Raw genomic sequence first — 16,272 nt, 5'->3', positions numbered from 1 at the left:
GCTCATCTCTCTATGAACTGAGGCTCCCCTTTCCTGTTTAGTAATATGCTCCTTTTCCATTCCGGGCGTGTTTCCGGAAAATCCTCCCGGTAGTGGGATCCCCTGCTCTCCTCCCTTATAAGGGCTGAGCGGGTCACCAGTGAGGCTGTTATGAGCATGTTCTCAAGTTCAAGGGCCTCCAGGAGGTTGCTGTTAAATCCTCCTGTTTCAGGGACATCAAGGTCCCCCAGTTTATCCATCAGCGTGGAAATCCTGGACATTGCAGATTCAAGTGACCTCCGGCTCCTCACAATTGCAACATCACTCCACATCGCCTCGTGGAGTTCATCCCTTATCTCAGCCGGCCTTATGGATCCATCGCGGACCATACCCTTTATCCGCTGCTCCTCCTCCTCAATGAGTGACCTGACCTGTCTCCTGGATGAACTCATGGCGTTTTTTGCAGCTGATATGCCCGCCCTCCTTCCAAATACCTGGGTATCGGCCAGGGCATTTCCTCCGAGCCTGTTGGCACCGTGGACACCACCTGAAACCTCACCTGCTGCGAAGAGGTTCCTGAGGCTGGTCCTGCCCCACTCATCTATCCTTACACCCCCCATGAAGTGGTGTGCTGTGGGTGCAACCTCCATTGGCTCGGACCTTATATCCACGCCCACATCCAGGAACTGGAGTAGCATGGTCTCAAGTTTCTCCTCTATAACCTCATCAGGGAGGTGGCTCACATCAAGGTAGACGCCGCCGTTCTCTGTCCCCCGGCCCTCCATTATCTCGGTGTAGATGGCCCTTGCAACCACGTCCCTTGTTGCAAGTTCCCCGCGGGGGTCATAGCGGCCCATGAACCGTTCACCCTCACTGTTGAGGAGTATGCCGCCCTCACCCCTCACGGCCTCCGTCACAAGGACCCCCCTCCGTGACTCAGGGTAGACCATGCCTGTGGGGTGGAACTGGACCTGTTCCATGTCTATGAGGTCAGCCCCCGCCTTCCAGGCGATTGCAAAGCCATCACCACCCTTCTGCATGGTGTTGGAGGTCACAGGGTATATGTGGCCTGCCCCTCCTGATGCCAGTATGGTGGAGGAGGCCCTGAAGGCCACAGGCTCTGAATTCCTGATGGATACGCCCATGGCGCCAAGGACCCTTCCATCCTCAACAAGTAGTGAGGTTATCATCACCTCATCGATGGTCTCTATGTCCCTCCTTATAACCTCCTCCTTGAGGGCCGTGATCATCTCATGGCCTGTCCTGTCCCCATGGTAGCAGGTCCTCCTGTAGGTCTGGCCTCCGAAGGGCCTCTGATCCAGGAGGCCTGACTCCTGGCGGTCAAAGAGTGCACCATATTCTTCAAGGTCCCTCAGCCTGTCAGGGGCCTCGTCCACCAGTATACGGACAAGTCTGGGGTCGTTGATGAATCCCCCACCCCTCATTGTATCCTCAAAGTGGACATCGGGACTGTCATCAGGATCAACACATGCGAATGCGGCGTTGTATCCACCCTCGGCCATTCCTGTGCATCCTGATTTGAATGATAAACCCTTTGAAACTATTATTGGTGTCAGTTTGTGTTCAGAAACCTCAATTGCTGCCCTGCAGCCAGCTCCGCCTGAGCCTATTATGAGAACATCACATTCGTAAAGCTCGCTTTCCATGGAGATTATTTTCAACATTCATTATTATAAGGTTTGGCAGTCAATATGTTAAGGTGATGAATATGGGAAGTGAAAGATCACCCTTCCTGTTGAAGGTGGTGATGGGAAAACTGAAGGCACCTTCAACTGGCTAATTTAACAGAAGAATCTCCTGAGGGGTGATAACACTGCTCATCACACTGATGATCCCGATTACATATACCATAAAGATCACGGGGGTTCCATTTGAAGAAGAAGGATATTGTTAAACTATCAAGGAGGGACTTTGAGAGGGCATGGCTTGAGAGCGGGAAGCTCCTTAAAAAGCCCCACCATGACCTGCAGTATCCACGCCTGAGGTTTGGTGTGGGAAAATCCCACGTCCTCTATGACACCATCTGGATGATAAGGGAGGCCTACCTCAGGCTGGGTTTCAGTGAGATGGTGAACCCGGTATTCATAGACGAGGAGCACATATACAGGCAGTTTGGCCCCGAGGCCCCGGCGGTCCTCGACAGGTGCTTCTACCTGGGGGGGCTTCCAAGGCCAGACATAGGCCTTGGCCTTGATAAGATCCGGATGATAGAGGAAATGGGAGTTGAGGTGACAGAGGACAGGATCCAGGGCCTCAAGGAGGTCTTCAGATCCTACAAGAAGGGTGACATCTCAGGGGACGACCTCGTCCTTGAGGTATCCGGGGCCCTTGAGGTTGAAAGCCATGACGCCCTCAGGATCATCGAGAGGGTGTTCCCTGAGATAAGGGACCTCAAACCAGTTGCAGGTAGGACAACCCTGAGGTCCCATATGACCTCCGGGTGGTTCATATCCCTGCAGAATATACATGACAGGTACCCCCTCCCCCTGAAACTCTTCTCAATTGACCGCTGCTTCAGGAGGGAGCAGAGGGAGGATTCAAGTCACCTCATGACCTATCACTCAGCCTCATGCGTCGTTGTGGATGACGAGGTTCCCCTGGACGTTGGGAAGGCAGTGGCCGAGGGCCTGCTTGAGCACTTCGGCTTCTCAAGGTTCAAGTTTCTGCCTGATGAGAAGAAATCCAAGTACTACATTCCCGGGACCCAGACAGAGGTCTACGCCTACCACCCGGGCCTCAGGGACTGGGTTGAGATTGCAACCTTCGGGTTATACTCCCCCATAGCACTCTCAATGTACGGTATAGACGAGGAGGTCATGAACCTCGGGGTGGGTGTTGAACGTGTGGCCATGATACTCAACCAGGTGGATGACGTCCGGGAGATGGTCTACCCCCAGATCCATGGACCCTGGAGGCTCACCGACAGGGACATCGCCGGCATGCTCAGGATAAACCTCCACCCTGTAACCTCAGATGGCAGGATGCTCATGGAGAGGATAATTGAAACCTGGAGGGCCCATGCAGACGCAGAGTCACCCTGCAGCTTTGAGGTTTACCGTGGGGAATTCCTTGGCAGGAAGATCAGGGTGGAGGCAGTTGAGGATGAGGAGAACACACGGCTCCTCGGACCTGCGGTCTGGAACACCATCTACATCCACGATGGCAACATACTGGGTGTTCCACCCGGAACGGAACTGGACAACGAACTCATAGCCAGCGCCCGGCGGGATGGCCTCAACACAGGGATAACCTACATGGATGCCCTTGCAGCCGAGGCAGCCTACAGGGTGGAGGAGATGGCTGTGAGTGGCGCCGATGAGGTTGAGGTGAGGAGCACGATAGCAAGGTCCCTCTCTGACCTGAACCTCATCCTGGATGATGTGGCCATGAGGTACATAACAGGCAGGAACCGTGAGATAGACCTGAGGGGTCCCCTCTTCTCAACTGTAAGGGGCAGAGTGGAGTGAGAGGATGATCATAACCGGAAGGGTCAGTTCAGGTTTCGGTGAGGGCGCATACTTCATGACAAGGGACGTCTACCTTGAACAGTTCAGGGAGAAACTGGGTTTCGAGCCATTCCCCGGCACCCTCAACATAGAAACCGGTAACCCTGAAATCGTCAGAGAACTGCGGCTTAAGGCTGATAAAATACATGGTGGCGGCGGTTTCGGGGATGTGCTCTATGTGAGGGCAGTCCTGAACGATGAGGTTGATGGCGCCCTTCTGTTCCCTGTTAAAACCCATCACAGGGATGTGTGCCTTGAATTTGTTGCCCCTGTAAACCTCAGAAAAACCCTTAAATTAAGAGATGGAGATACTGTTAGCCTAAAGATAATGGATGATGAATCATCAGATTAATTGAGTGATACAACAGAGTCGTGATCATATGATTCAGGAAGCCCTTAAAGCACTCAGAAAGGGAGAAATGGTCCTTGTATTCGACGCGGACAACCGTGAACGGGAAACAGATATGATTGTTGCTGCTGAAAAAACAACCCCTGATCACATCAGGGTCATGAGGAACGATGCAGGTGGCCTCATATGTGTACCTGTATCCTGGGAGAACTCAGAAAGTCTCGGTATACCCTACATGACCGATATAATGAATGAGGCCTCAGGACGCTACCCGGTACTCAGCAGGCTATCACCCCACGATATACCCTACGATGAAAAGTCGGCTTTTTCCATAACAGTGAACCACCGGAGGACATTTACAGGAATAACTGACAATGACAGGGCCCTTACCATAAGGGAGCTTGCAGAGCTCTGTAAAAACAAAAAACACCATGAGTTCGGGGATCTTTTCAGATCACCAGGCCATGTCACCCTCCTGAGGGCCGCTGATGGCCATGTGACCAGGAGGAAGGGCCACACCGAGATGAGCATAGCACTCATGGAGATGGCCGGACTTGAGGGAGTTGCGGTCTGCTGTGAGATGATGGATGACAGGACCGGCAATGCACTTTCAACGGATGATGCCATGAAATATGCGGAGGAACACGACCTCATATTCATGAGCGGAGCAGACCTCATTGAATCATACATGGAATTCAGATCTTAAAGGTGTTTCTTATGGATAGGCTGAAAATAGGAATCAGTGGACTTGATGACACAATAGGCGGCTTCCCCATGGGTAGATCCGTCCTCATAACCGGGGAACCCGGATGCGGGAAGACAATCTTTGGATTGCGTTTTGCAATAAGCAGCTGCATGGAGGGATACAACACGGTCTATATCACAGCCGAGGAGGACGCCAACGACCTCCACATCCAGGCAAACTCCTTTGGCTGGAACACCCAGGAACTTGAGGAGAGGGGACTCCTCAACTTCATTGAACTGACCGGTATAAGGGCCAGGATAACAGAGGCCGAGCTCAGCATGGACATGGACCCAATGAAGGGCAACTTCACCAAGATAATACACGACATCCCCCCTGAGGCTGAGGTGGTTGTTATAGATAGTCTGGGGGGCTACACAGCCAAGTTAACAGCATATGAGTTCAGGAACCAGTTTGACCTCCTGGTATATGAGCTCAAGCAGAGGGGGATAACCTCTGTCATCATACTTGACAGCGCAACCTCCAAGGAATTCAATGAACTTGCCCTCTTCTCGGTCTATGGTGCCATAAAGCTCGGCAGGAGGGAGAACCCCTACACAGGTCGAAGGGAGCGTATAATGGACATAGTTAAGATGAGAAGCACCAAGACACCCCTCCAGTTCCTCACCTATGAGATAGGCGGAGAGGAGGGTATAACCATAACAGAGGGGGAGGAGATCCCTGAGGAGGATCTTGAAATTTAACCCCACCACCACTATTTTTTTATCACCTAAAAAAATAACCTAATTTTTTCTGAATCTTCTCATTATCTCCTCAAGGTCAGTGTATCCCCTGAATTCTGGTTCTGCTGCTTCAGATATGAGAAGATCCACGTCAAGGTTCTCCTCAACGGCCTCCATGGCCCTCATGCAGAAGTCCTCAAGTTTTATCTCAACCTCAGGGGTGCCGCCCCTCATGCTCATCTTAACCCGGGGCAGAGCCAGGTACCTCCCCCCTGAGGCCCTCTTAAATATATCCATGTCATAGACCCTGTTGAGGATGGCGTGGGGGACCTCAACCCCAAGCCTCTCAAGGACACTTATATGGGCGTCCAGGTCAACGGCCGCTGACTCCACCCCTCCCCTGCTGCAGCCGGCCACCATTATAACAGGTATCCCAGCTGCAAGTGCGATTTCGGCCCCTGAGTAGGGTACGGTTTCATTGAGGAGTCCTGTTAATATGCTCATAACACCCTCGATCAGTATTATATCATACCTTCCCCTCACCGATTCCAGGGCATCCTCAAGGTCCATCCAGCCCAGGTGCCCTATTCTTATGGAGGAGTGCTCCTCCATGGGCTCCTTTATGAGGTAGAGGGCCGGTACTATGTCCCTGACATCAGGGCCCACCTTCATGACCCCCACCCTGAGACCCCGCCTCCTGAGGGCGCCTGCAAGGCCGGTGACTATGAAGGTCTTCCCTGCATCCGAGCCCGTGGATGCTATCATGATTGCCGGCGGGGTATTCCTGGTCTCGCTTCCTCTTTCCTCAACGTTTATACCTGTTTCCACACCTATCTCTGACCTCAGGGTTTTTCTGAGTTCCCGGTTCTTCTCCATTATCCTCTCCCTTGAATCCTCACCGGCGCCCAGAAACTCCAGTATGTTCTCCACAAGGGCGGGGTTCTCATCCAGTGCCCCGTGGACCATGGTACCTGCGACGTTTCCATCGTCACTGCAGACACCCGAGGTTACCTCAAGCCTCCTGTCCCTGTAATCGGCCCTCCTTATTATGGAGCGCATTATCTCAGGAGCGTCCCCCCTTATCTCACCGTAGGTGTGGCAGTGAAAACCGGTTACCCTCTCACCGGTTAAACCTGCGGTGAGGAATGACTCCCCTGTGACAAGGGCCTCCACACGGTCGTTGCTTATCATGGGGTGGAATGATACATTCAGGAGCCCCAGACCCTCCCTGTATATGGGGCAGGGCGATTTTCTCCCTATATCCGTCCTCTCTGCCAGTGCCTGGAACCCTGAGCAGATGCCAAGGACAAATTTTCCCTCAGCAGCCATCCTCCTTATCTCTGATCCAAGGTCCGCTGATAGACTCCCTGACTCAACTATGCTCCCACCGGGTATTATGATGCCATCCAGGACCCTGTGGGCCCTCTCACCATTCACTAGGCCATTCTCCTTAACCAGGTCGGTGGGTAGAAATCCAAAATCCTCAAAGGCCGGTACAGAGCCCCTCAGGTATGCGAGTCCAATCCTCATGTAAACTCACTCTAAAGGGAGGCTATACCCCTCATTGCAGAGAGTATCATTCCATCGTCCCCTGGCTTTGCCTGGAGCTGCAGGCCCACAGGAACCCCATCCACGTCACCTGCAGGCATGCTTGCAGCGGGTATACCTGCAAGGTTGGCTATGACCGTGAGGACATCGTATGCATACATCTCCATTGGTTCAAGTTCCTCTCCAAGCCTGTGGGGGAGTTTAGGGACTGTGGGGCCCAGTATGATGTCCACGTCCTTCAGGAGCCCCTCTATCTCCCTCCTTATGAGTGACCTTGCCTGGAGGGCCCTCCTGTAGTATTTACCAGATAGTTCCTTCTGGCTGATGTAGGAGCCCATGTGTATCCTCCGGAGCACCTCAGGGCCGCACACGTCCTCTATCCTGTGGCCATACTTCCTGCCATCGTACTTTCTTGTGGCTGAGAAGAACTCAACATAGTTTATGAGGTAATAGGTTGGGAGGCAGAGGTCGATGTAGCCAAAATCAAGTTCCACTATCTCAGCCCCCTCATCCTCTATCAGGTCAAGTTTCCTCTGGATGGCAGCATCTATTGAGTCATCGGTGACCTCAAGGAACTCCTTCACGACACCGAAGCGAATATCCTTCAGTTCCCGATCCACGCCGAGTTCCCGGTCCTCTGCAATGGTTGTTGGGTCGGTGGGGTCATGGCCTGATATCACCTCAAGGGTCAGCTGAAGGCCGGATACGTCAGCTGCAAGGGGCCCTATCTGGTCGAAGCTCATGGCAAGGTCAAGGAGCCCCTGCCTTGAAACCAGCCCATAGGTTGGCTTGAACCCCATAACACCACAGTGGGAGGCCGGGTTCCTTATGGATCCCCCGGTATCTGATCCCAGTGCAATGTCGCACATCCCGGCTGCAACGGCAGCGGCGCTTCCCCCACTGGAACCTCCGGGTATCCTTCCAGGTGCAGATGGGTTGTCGGTGGGGCCGAAGAATGAGGTCTCTGTTGAACTTCCAGCTGCGAATTCGTCCATATTGGTCATGCCGACTATTATCCCATCCTCTTCCTTTATCCGCCTTATGACGGTTGCATCGTAGCTTCCAGTGTAGTTCTCAAGTGTCCTGGATGCGGCGGATACCGTGAATCCCTCCACGTTGATGTTGCTCTTAACACCTATAACCAGACCCGCGAGTCTACCTGTCCTCTCCCCCGAGGCTATCCTTGAGTCTATCTCCTCAGCCCTCTGGAAGGCCTCCTCCTCCCTGACCTCTATAAATGCGTTTATATCATCATTTTTCGCCCTTATTGTCCTGATGAACCTTTCAAGGTTCTCTGATGCGGTCATGCCATGATCCTTAATCATTTCAACCTTATCCATGATTTCCATTTCCAAACACCCGTATCCTATCATTGAGTAAACCGATTATCCTGAAGAGCTGCATTTGAGGGTCCCTGGCTTTCCATGATGGTCATCCTGGGGTATCTGCAGGTGCCCGGTCACCCTCCTATTGGGTTTAATTTCATTTTCAACATTAATAAATGTGAAGATGACCAAGATCTAGGATATGGAATGGATGGAAAGGGTGAAGTGATGGAGAAAACCATTATACTCAAAAAAAGTGATGTTGAGGGTCTTCTGACCATGGATGACTGTCTGAAGGCTGTTGAGAACGCCTTTGTCCAGGATGCCCTTGGCCGTGTCCAGATGCCCCCCAAGATGTACCTATTCTTCAGGAAACACGATGGGGACCTCAGGGTGATGCCCTCCTACCTTGAGGAACTTGAAATGGCGGGTGTTAAGTGCGTGAATGTCCACCCATCAAATCCCCGTGAACATTCCCTCCCGACGGTCATGGCTGTCATAGAGCTTGTCGACCCAAGGACCGGGTTCCCCCTTGCACTCATGGATGGAACATATATAACCGATATGAGGACCGGGGCAGCCGGGGGGGTCTCCGTGAAGTACCTTGCAGATCGGGAGGCATCAACACTGGGGATGGTGGGTGCCGGGAGACAGGCCTGGACACAGCTCATGGCCATCAGCAGGGTCGCTGACCTTGAGGAGGTCTGTGTTTACTGCAGGACGCCCTCCCAACGAGAAAAATTCGCAAAGAAGGCCTCTGAGGTCTACGGGTTCAGGGTCAATCCTGCCCGGGATATCAGGGAGGCTGTGGAGGGGAGGGACATAGTTGTAACGGCCACCCCCTCAAGGAAGCCCCTGGTGAAGGCTGACTGGATAACACCTGGAACCCACATATGTGCCATGGGGGCAGATGCCCCTGGAAAGCAGGAACTGGACCCCCTCATACTCAAAAGGGGGAGGGTCTTCTATGACAGCTGGGAACAGGCATCCCACAGTGGAGAGATAAACGTACCCCTCAGTGAGGGCCTTATCACAGAGGAGGACCTCCAGGGAACAATAGGGGATGTGATAACAGGTAAAATTGAGGGTAGAAGATCAGGTGAGGATATAACAGTATTCGATTCAACCGGACTCTCACTGCAGGACGTTACAACAGCCTGGATGGTCTATGAGAGGGCCGCTGAGTCAGGTAAGGGCCTGGAGGTTGACCTGCAGGGCTGAGAAAAGATGGTGTAAAACCCTGATCCCCGGGGTTTGGTCCCATTCACTGCCCCCAAGAAAAGATGCTATATAGGATGGTGAACACAGTTAGTTACCGGAGCTGTGATATCATGTACCCCACCAGGACATCAATGCATGAACTCCTCGTAAGGATGGACCATGTGTTTGAGAGGATAAGGATACTCGGGAGGACCCGGGCCCTCAGGAAGGATGAGATAGAGGAGATTGACCGTCACCTCACTGAGATCATGAAGATACTTAACAGGTACAATTAGGCTGGAAGAATGCTCAGTGTCATCCTATTTACCGTAACATCCTTCATCATAGGCCTCTCAGGGGCAATGGCCCCCGGCCCCCTTCTCACTGTCACGGTCTCGGACTCCATTCAGGGGGGTTTCAGGGCAGGGCCCCTCCTTGTCACAGGCCACATCCTGGGTGAGGCCCTCCTGGTTGTCCTGATATTCATGGGTATGGGCTACCTCCTCTCATCAGAGTCCGCATCGTCATTCATTGGGATTGCAGGTGGCTCCGTCCTCATCTGGACCGGCATCAGGGGTCTGAGGTCCGGGGACGAATCCTCAGGGGATATTCCAGCAGGAGGATCAGTACTCAGGGGTGCAGTGATAAGTTTTTCCAACCCCTACTTCTTTATATGGTGGGGTGCTGTTGGGGCCGCCCTCATGTACAGTGGACTTGAACTTGCAGGTGCTGCTGGACTTGCAGGTTTCCTTGTGGGTCACTGGTCATCCGACCTGGCCTGGTACAGCCTGGTATCCTTTCTATCATCCAGGGGATCCTTTGATACAGGTGGAAGAATTTACAGGGCAGTTATGGTGGCATGTAACGGTTTTATTTTGCTTGCAGGACTCTACTTCCTCACTGGAGGACTTGCAGTCATTTTCTGATGACAGTTAATTTGATAGTTATGCCCTCCAATATGTATCATGCCCAGAATAAACCAGGATGAACTGTTGTTAATGCGATCATCCAGTTCTGCGGAACCATGTGGAGGATTGTTTAATGGATGAGAGGTTTATTGAGAGGACTTTTCCTGTTGCGAGGGTGAGTGAGAATTCTGCCCGTGAGAAGAATATAAGGCATGGTCATATTTCCACGCTTCATATCTGGTGGGCCCGCCGGCCCCTTGCAAGCAGCCGGGCCACCATCTACGCCAGCCTGATCCCCACTGCAGGTGATGGACTGGAGGAGGTCCGGGTTAAGAGGTTCATTGAGGAGTTGAGTGAGTGGGAGAACAGTTTGAATCAGGGGATGATTGAGAGGGCCCGGAGGGATATAAGGGAGTATAATGGTCGGCCGCCCCGTGTACTGGACCCCTTTGGTGGGGGTGGCAGCATACCCCTTGAGGCCCTCCGTCTGGGGTGTGAAACCTACAGTATGGATCTCAACCCGGTGGCTGTCCTCATCCAGAAGTGCACACTTGAGTACCCCCAGAGGTACGGGGCCAGTGATTCCTGGTCTGACAGTGAACCCCGACTGCTGAGGGATGTTAAGAGGTGGGGTGAATGGGTCCTCAGGGAGGCCAGGGAGGAGCTTTCACGTTTCTACCCGGAGGATGAGGATGGCTCAATCCCCGCGGCCTACATCTGGGCCAGGACACTCCCCTGCCAGAACCCTGACTGCGGGGCAGAGATACCACTCATGAGACAGTACTGGCTCGCCAGGAAAAAGAACAGAAAAATAGCCCTCCAACCGCTGGTTACAGGTGAGGGTGTGGAATTTGAGATCGTGGAGGACCCTGACTTTGACCCCTCCAGGGGGACCATCTCAAGGGCCATCGTAACCTGTCCGGTCTGCGGTTCAACCATACCCGCCAATGACACCCGACGACTGTTCCAGGAGGGTGAGGCCGGTGAGAGGCTCATCGTCGTGGCACTCACACACCCCCAGCGGAGGGGTAAAACCTACCGCCTAGCAACAGAAAATGACCTGGAAGCCTACATGGAAGCCCAGGGATACCTGGAAAAGAAAAGAGATGAACTCATGGACCAGTGGGGAATAGACCCGGTCCCAGATGAGCCTATAAGGAGGGTTCCCTTCAAATTTGGTGTTATTAATGTATGGGTTTATGGCCTTGACACCTGGGGTGGTCTTTTCAATGCCCGGCAGAAACTTGCCCTCATAACCTTCACCGAGAAAATCCGCCAAGCCCACCAGGAAATGCTAAAAGAAGGATGCGAGGAAGACTATGCAAAGTCTGTGATTAGTTATTTATGTTTAACTTTTAACAGAATGGCGATGAGTTATAATAGTCTCACCCAATGGCAGCCTGCACGCGAACTAATGGGTAATATGTTTTCTAGACAAGCTTTACCCATGGTTTGGGATTATGCTGAACCGAATCCTTTCAGTGGATCTATGAGGAGCTGGAAAAGCCTATTCAAAGACAATATTGATACTATAAAGGTTCTTTCGCTTACTGCTCAAAAACCTGCTAGGATGTTTCAGGGTTCTGCGGTTTCTCTTCCTTTTGATGATGAATATTTTGATGCGGTTTTCACTGACCCACCATATTATGATAATGTGCCGTATTCGTATCTTTCGGATTTCTTTTATGTGTGGTTGAAGAGGGCCCTGGGTGATCTTTACCCGGATCTTTTCATGACACCCCTCACGCCTAAGAGGGGTGAGATGGTGGCCTACACCAATGATAAGAGTATGGATGAGGCCCGGGAGGAGTTCGAGTCCATGCTCAGGGACTCCTTCAGGGAGATACACCGCGTCCTCAGACCCGGCGGCATAGCCAACATCGTCTATGCCCATAAGACCACCCATGGCTGGGAAACCGTTATAAACTCCCTTCTTGACTCTGGTCTGGTGGTGACCGCATCATGGCCCATATTCACCGAAAGAAGGTCCCGTATGCGTGCCCAGGGCTCAGCGACCCTTGCCTCCTCTATTTATATTGTGGCCCGTAAGCCTGATTTTGAGAAGAGCACCGGTTATTATGAGGAGGTTCTGGGTGAGTTGAAGGAGGTCTTGGGTGAGAAGCTGGATTACCTGTGGGGTGAGGGTATAAGTGGCCCGGACTTTTTCATCGCGGCCATAGGGGCTGGCCTGGAGGTTATAGGGAAGTACAGTGAGATTCTCAAGTACAACGGCGACGTGGTCCGGGGTTCCCGGTTACTGGATGATATACGCGCGGTTGCAGCGGATTTCGCCATAAGGAGGATACTGGATAACGGATTCGCCGAGGGCCTCTCATCCCTCACAAGGTTCTACCTATTCTACCGGTGGAACTTCGGAAACTCCAGCGTGGACTTCGACGAGGCCAGGAAACTCGCCGGCAGCCTCGGCATAGACCTCCAGAACACCAGGACCGGATTCATAAGGATACAGAGGGGTAAGGTCACAGTCCTCGGCCCCGACAAGAGGAGTGATGACCATGACACCACAGAACTCATAGACGCACTCCACCTCGCAGCCAGACTCTGGAGCCAGGGCAGAAGAGAAGAACTCCAGGACTTGCTCCTTGAAACCGGCTACGGAACCGATGAAAAATTCTACCGGGTAGCCCAGGCCATAATAGAATTCCTGCCAGACTGCAAGGAAAAACAGTGGCTCGAAGGCCTGATTGTGAACAGAGACACCATGATAAAAACCCTCAAAGAAAAAACCAGCCAGAAAACACTCAAAGACTATTAATCCAAATGAAAACCTTCCAAGAGCAAATCGGGAAAACACTTAAAAACTCAATTTTCTTTTTCAATCCATACTCCTCCCAATAATTAATTAATACCGTGAAAAACATAATATCATGTGATGAAGGCAGCTGTTTTTGATAACTCAGGGACACTCATAAGAAGGTACAGGGCCCTCAAGAACCTTAAAACAGGTAAGATATGTGACAGAATGAATTCACTTGATATTGTGGATTACAGGGACAGAAGGGCCCTTGTTGTGCTTCAGACCGACCCCGCGACATGTATTGTAAACGCAAAACCCGACCAGACCATATATGAGTTCATAAAGAGGAACCGCATAGACTTCGATGTCAGCTATGCCAACACCGCGGTTACCTCTGATGAGATCCGGGATATCCTCAGGGATGACCCTGCAACTGTCAGGGACATACAGGACACCATAGATGCCGTTTCCAGGAAGAACTACAACATACAGATATGCAGTGGATCCGGCTTCATAGTCAACATTGACAGAAACATGGTTGACTTCACAATAACCGCAGGTGGAAAACTCTTCCCTGAGGTTCCGGAGGTTGTGGAGGAACTCAGGAAAAGAAACATCCACATATACATTGCATCAGGAGACCGGAGGGGGTCACTGAGGGAACTTGCAAGGATCATCAGGATACCCCAGGAAAACGTCTTTGACACCGCCGACACCGAGAGGAAGGCAGAGATAATCCAGAACCTGAAGCGAAGGTACAGCAGGGTCATGATGGTGGGTAACGGCCTCAACGATATCCTTGCATTGAGGGAGGCTGACGTGGGGGTTTTAACACTACAGCAGAGGGAACCTGTTCCTCAGAGGCTGATTGATGCTGCTGACTACGTTGTTGATAACATAAGGGAGGTTCTGAATATAGAATTCTAAGGTTTTGGGTTCTGAATATAGAATTCTGAAATATGGGGGGCTGATATTGAGTGAACTTTGCATCGTGCAGGTGAATGACACCCACGGATACCTCAAATCCCACCCGGAACTCTTCTGGGAGGGCAGAAATATAATGTACGAGACCCTGGGGGGCTACCACCACATAGCAGGCCTTGTGGATGGTATACGTGAAGAGGGACCCACACTACTATTTGACTGTGGTGACACCATCCACGGCACATACCATGCCGTGAAGAGTGAGGGCGCCGCCCTTATACCCATCCTCAATGAAATGCGCTTTGATGCAATGACAGCCCACTGGGAGTTCGCCTATGGACCCAGAAGATTCATGGAAATATCTGAAAAACTGAATCATCCGGTTCTTGCAATAAACTGCTACCGTGAGGGTACAGAACGCCTTGCTTTTAGACCATATGAGATAGTGGAGAGGGGTGACCTCCAGGTGGGTGTTGTGGGGATAGCATCCAATATAGTGGATAAGGTGATGCCCCCACGGTTCAGTGAGGGCCTTGAGTTCACCCTTGGACGTGATGAACTCCCCTACTGGATAGAGGTGCTCCGTGATGAGGAGAGGGTCGACCTGGTGGTGGTCATATCACATCTGGGTTTCCCCCAGGAGTGCCAGCTGGCAGCGGATGTTGATGGCATAGACGTGCTTCTGAGCGCCCACACCCACAACAGGCTCGAGAGACCCTTCATTGTCAATGACGCCATCATAATACAGTCAGGGTGCCACGGCTCATTCATTGGACGCCTTGACCTTGAGGTTGATGGTGGTGTCCGGAAATTCAAACACGAACTTGTAAGGGTCAGGGGCCGTCAAATGAGGATGTTGAGGAGATGGTCATGAGGGCGGCTGAGGTGGACAGGGACTACCTTGAGGCCACCGTGGGTTCAACCCGGACGCACCTCAACAGGTACACAATACTGGAGTCAACCATGGACAACCTTCTCCTCAGGGCAATAATGGATGTGGATGACTCTGAACTTGCATTTTCCAATGGATGGCGCTATGGTGCCCCGGTACCCCCTGGGGATATCCAGGTTGAGGACCTCTGGAACATGATCCCTGTTAATCCCCCGGTATCCCGTGTTGAACTTCTGGGGAGGGAGATCCTGGAGATGATGGAGGAGAACATTGAGCTCACATTCTCCAGGGACCCCTACAGGCAGATGGGGGGCTACCTCAAGAGGTGCATGGGCCTGGAGATCTACTTCAAGATAGAGAACCCTCCCGGTAGCCGGATACAGAAGATATTCGTGAACGGGAAGCCCCTTGAGCCTGATAGAACCTACAGTGCAGTCTATGTAACCAGTCAGGGTGTGCCATCACGGTACGGTGATAACCACGAGGAGATGGACATAAGGGCGGTTGATGCCCTGAGAGAGTACGTTGAGAAGAACAGCCCGGTTGATGCCGAACTCGATGGGAGGATAACGCCAGTATGATTGTCCTCACGCGATGAATACACTGTGATACTGAAGCCATTAGGGATAACACCTGTATGACTGTCTTCAACTGTAATTGTGAACCGGGTGATCATGATGGGTGATGAGAGGATTTACCGTGTGGTCTTCCACCTTGATGAGGACGACGATGAGAGGGTTTTGCTGCTTTTTGCCAATGTGAGGAACCTGATGGCCGACATTCAGAATGTTGAGATTGAGGTTGTGGCGTACTCAAAGGGTGTCAGCGCCTTCCTGAGGGACTCAGAGTACTCAGATAGGATCTGTAAGCTCATTGATGATGGTGTCAGATTTGCTGCCTGTTCCAACACCCTGAATGCATGGGGTATAACCTCAGGAAAACTTGTGGATGGTGTTGATACCGTATCCTCGGGTGTGGGTGAGATTGTCAGAAAACAGGCGGAGGGATGGGCCTATATAAGGCCCTGATATCCTGGATGAACCCGAATATCGCCGTGGTGCGCCTCACCGATTTCATGCCTATATAAGGCCCTGATATCTAGAGGAACCTCTTGAGGACCATGATTGCATAGGCAATGGAGCTGTACTCGGGCGTGAATTGTGTTAGCAGGAGCGCCACGATTGCTGCAAATGGCATCAGAAGTTCCTCTTAAGTGCCCTCAGGTACTGGTCCCTTTCAGCATCCATGAGTCCATTTCTATATGCATAGAACCAGCTTGCAGATAGTAGGGGGCCTATCATCAGCATGTTAACATGGAATATGACATTGGATGTCGTAAGTCCGCCATAGTCTCCTGTGAGTTCCGTTGAGAAGGGTACCATGGCCACGAACATCAGCAGAATATGTTTATCCACAGGAAACCCGTGTCAACCTCCT

16 protein-coding genes are annotated in these 16,272 nt (G+C 52.0%); 12 read left to right on the top strand and 4 right to left on the bottom strand.

The window, feature by feature from the left end; translation table 11 throughout:
* Window positions 1-2 precede the first annotated feature (2 nt).
* Entirely contained in the window at window positions 3-1,646 is a 1,644-nt protein-coding gene (gene tfrA / locus AB9H23_RS08010) for a fumarate reductase (CoM/CoB) subunit TfrA (RefSeq protein ID WP_370004717.1), read from the bottom strand.
* A gap of 225 nt (window positions 1,647-1,871) precedes the next feature.
* Here tfrA and sepS point away from each other — a divergent pair, with 225 nt between their 5' ends.
* From sepS to AB9H23_RS07990, 4 genes are read left to right on the top strand one after another with little or no spacing between them, the layout of a single operon-like run.
* Window positions 1,872-3,467 carry an O-phosphoserine--tRNA ligase gene (gene sepS, locus AB9H23_RS08005; protein WP_370004715.1) on the top strand — a complete coding sequence of 532 codons (1,596 nt, stop codon included), beginning with the start codon at window positions 1,872-1,874 and terminating at the stop codon, window positions 3,465-3,467.
* A gap of 4 nt (window positions 3,468-3,471) precedes the next feature.
* Window positions 3,472-3,858: a DUF120 domain-containing protein gene (locus AB9H23_RS08000; protein ID WP_147671277.1), complete on the top strand. Its 387-nt coding sequence runs from the start codon at window positions 3,472-3,474 to the stop codon at window positions 3,856-3,858.
* Between the two features lie 28 nt (window positions 3,859-3,886).
* A complete protein-coding gene (ribB, locus tag AB9H23_RS07995) occupies window positions 3,887-4,561 on the top strand; it encodes a 3,4-dihydroxy-2-butanone-4-phosphate synthase (protein ID WP_370004713.1) in 675 nt (224 codons plus the stop codon).
* Window positions 4,562-4,572: 11 nt separating this feature from the next.
* Window positions 4,573-5,301 carry an ATPase domain-containing protein gene (locus tag AB9H23_RS07990; RefSeq protein WP_013294922.1) on the top strand — a complete coding sequence of 243 codons (729 nt, stop codon included), beginning with the start codon at window positions 4,573-4,575 and terminating at the stop codon, window positions 5,299-5,301.
* A 39-nt stretch (window positions 5,302-5,340) separates the two neighbouring features.
* Here the strand turns inward: AB9H23_RS07990 and AB9H23_RS07985 are convergent, their stop codons facing one another.
* On the bottom strand, window positions 5,341-6,810 hold the full coding sequence (locus tag AB9H23_RS07985; protein ID WP_370004711.1) for a cobyrinic acid a,c-diamide synthase: 1,470 nt from the start codon (window positions 6,808-6,810) through the stop codon (window positions 5,341-5,343).
* 11 nt (window positions 6,811-6,821) lie between these two features.
* Window positions 6,822-8,177: an Asp-tRNA(Asn)/Glu-tRNA(Gln) amidotransferase subunit GatA gene (gene gatA / locus AB9H23_RS07980; protein ID WP_321211382.1), complete on the bottom strand. Its 1,356-nt coding sequence runs from the start codon at window positions 8,175-8,177 to the stop codon at window positions 6,822-6,824.
* Window positions 8,178-8,381: 204 nt separating this feature from the next.
* Between gatA and ala the strand changes: the two genes are divergently transcribed.
* The 8 genes from ala to AB9H23_RS07940 all read left to right on the top strand — a co-directional run bounded on the left by ala (window position 8,382) and on the right by AB9H23_RS07940 (window position 15,863).
* Entirely contained in the window at window positions 8,382-9,374 is a 993-nt protein-coding gene (ala, locus tag AB9H23_RS07975; protein WP_370004709.1) for an alanine dehydrogenase, read from the top strand.
* A gap of 74 nt (window positions 9,375-9,448) precedes the next feature.
* Window positions 9,449-9,649, top strand: a complete 201-nt coding sequence (locus AB9H23_RS07970; protein ID WP_147671281.1) for a hypothetical protein — start codon at window positions 9,449-9,451, stop codon at window positions 9,647-9,649.
* 9 nt (window positions 9,650-9,658) lie between these two features.
* Window positions 9,659-10,279: a LysE family transporter gene (locus tag AB9H23_RS07965; RefSeq protein ID WP_370004707.1), complete on the top strand. Its 621-nt coding sequence runs from the start codon at window positions 9,659-9,661 to the stop codon at window positions 10,277-10,279.
* 115 nt (window positions 10,280-10,394) lie between these two features.
* Entirely contained in the window at window positions 10,395-13,037 is a 2,643-nt protein-coding gene (locus AB9H23_RS07960; RefSeq protein ID WP_370004706.1) for a DUF1156 domain-containing protein, read from the top strand.
* 117 nt (window positions 13,038-13,154) lie between these two features.
* Complete coding sequence (locus AB9H23_RS07955) at window positions 13,155-13,946, top strand: HAD family hydrolase (RefSeq protein ID WP_370004705.1); 792 nt, start codon at window positions 13,155-13,157, stop codon at window positions 13,944-13,946.
* Between the two features lie 46 nt (window positions 13,947-13,992).
* A complete protein-coding gene (locus AB9H23_RS07950) occupies window positions 13,993-14,817 on the top strand; it encodes a hypothetical protein (RefSeq protein ID WP_370004703.1) in 825 nt (274 codons plus the stop codon).
* Complete coding sequence (locus AB9H23_RS07945; protein WP_370004702.1) at window positions 14,814-15,416, top strand: 5'-nucleotidase C-terminal domain-containing protein; 603 nt, start codon at window positions 14,814-14,816, stop codon at window positions 15,414-15,416. The genes AB9H23_RS07950 and AB9H23_RS07945 overlap by 4 nt, the downstream gene beginning before the upstream one ends.
* A 96-nt stretch (window positions 15,417-15,512) precedes the next feature.
* Window positions 15,513-15,863 carry a DsrE family protein gene (locus AB9H23_RS07940; RefSeq protein ID WP_370004701.1) on the top strand — a complete coding sequence of 117 codons (351 nt, stop codon included), beginning with the start codon at window positions 15,513-15,515 and terminating at the stop codon, window positions 15,861-15,863.
* A gap of 168 nt (window positions 15,864-16,031) precedes the next feature.
* Here the strand turns inward: AB9H23_RS07940 and AB9H23_RS07935 are convergent, their stop codons facing one another.
* A complete protein-coding gene (locus tag AB9H23_RS07935; protein ID WP_370004700.1) occupies window positions 16,032-16,250 on the bottom strand; it encodes a hypothetical protein in 219 nt (72 codons plus the stop codon).
* Window positions 16,251-16,272 lie beyond the last annotated feature (22 nt).

Source organism: Methanothermobacter sp. KEPCO 2, assembly GCF_041228365.1.
GTDB classification, from domain to species: Archaea; Methanobacteriota; Methanobacteria; order Methanobacteriales; family Methanothermobacteraceae; genus Methanothermobacter; species Methanothermobacter marburgensis.
This window is presented reverse-complemented; position numbering and strand designations above follow the sequence as displayed.

What these genes read in the sequence shown, in the direction of transcription:
- tfrA (WP_370004717.1), bottom strand. Translation starts at nt 1,646, where the DNA reads ATGGAAAGCGAGCTTTACGAATGTGATGTTCTCATAATAGGCTCAGGC.
- AB9H23_RS08000 (WP_147671277.1), top strand. Translation starts at nt 3,472, where the DNA reads ATGATCATAACCGGAAGGGTCAGTTCAGGTTTCGGTGAGGGCGCATAC.
- ribB (WP_370004713.1), top strand. Translation starts at nt 3,887, where the DNA reads ATGATTCAGGAAGCCCTTAAAGCACTCAGAAAGGGAGAAATGGTCCTT.
- AB9H23_RS07990 (WP_013294922.1), top strand. Translation starts at nt 4,573, where the DNA reads ATGGATAGGCTGAAAATAGGAATCAGTGGACTTGATGACACAATAGGC.
- AB9H23_RS07985 (WP_370004711.1), bottom strand. Translation starts at nt 6,810, where the DNA reads ATGAGGATTGGACTCGCATACCTGAGGGGCTCTGTACCGGCCTTTGAG.
- gatA (WP_321211382.1), bottom strand. Translation starts at nt 8,177, where the DNA reads ATGGAAATCATGGATAAGGTTGAAATGATTAAGGATCATGGCATGACC.
- ala (WP_370004709.1), top strand. Translation starts at nt 8,382, where the DNA reads ATGGAGAAAACCATTATACTCAAAAAAAGTGATGTTGAGGGTCTTCTG.
- AB9H23_RS07970 (WP_147671281.1), top strand. Translation starts at nt 9,449, where the DNA reads ATGGTGAACACAGTTAGTTACCGGAGCTGTGATATCATGTACCCCACC.
- AB9H23_RS07965 (WP_370004707.1), top strand. Translation starts at nt 9,659, where the DNA reads ATGCTCAGTGTCATCCTATTTACCGTAACATCCTTCATCATAGGCCTC.
- AB9H23_RS07960 (WP_370004706.1), top strand. Translation starts at nt 10,395, where the DNA reads ATGGATGAGAGGTTTATTGAGAGGACTTTTCCTGTTGCGAGGGTGAGT.
- AB9H23_RS07955 (WP_370004705.1), top strand. Translation starts at nt 13,155, where the DNA reads ATGAAGGCAGCTGTTTTTGATAACTCAGGGACACTCATAAGAAGGTAC.
- AB9H23_RS07945 (WP_370004702.1), top strand. Translation starts at nt 14,814, where the DNA reads ATGAGGGCGGCTGAGGTGGACAGGGACTACCTTGAGGCCACCGTGGGT.
- AB9H23_RS07940 (WP_370004701.1), top strand. Translation starts at nt 15,513, where the DNA reads ATGGGTGATGAGAGGATTTACCGTGTGGTCTTCCACCTTGATGAGGAC.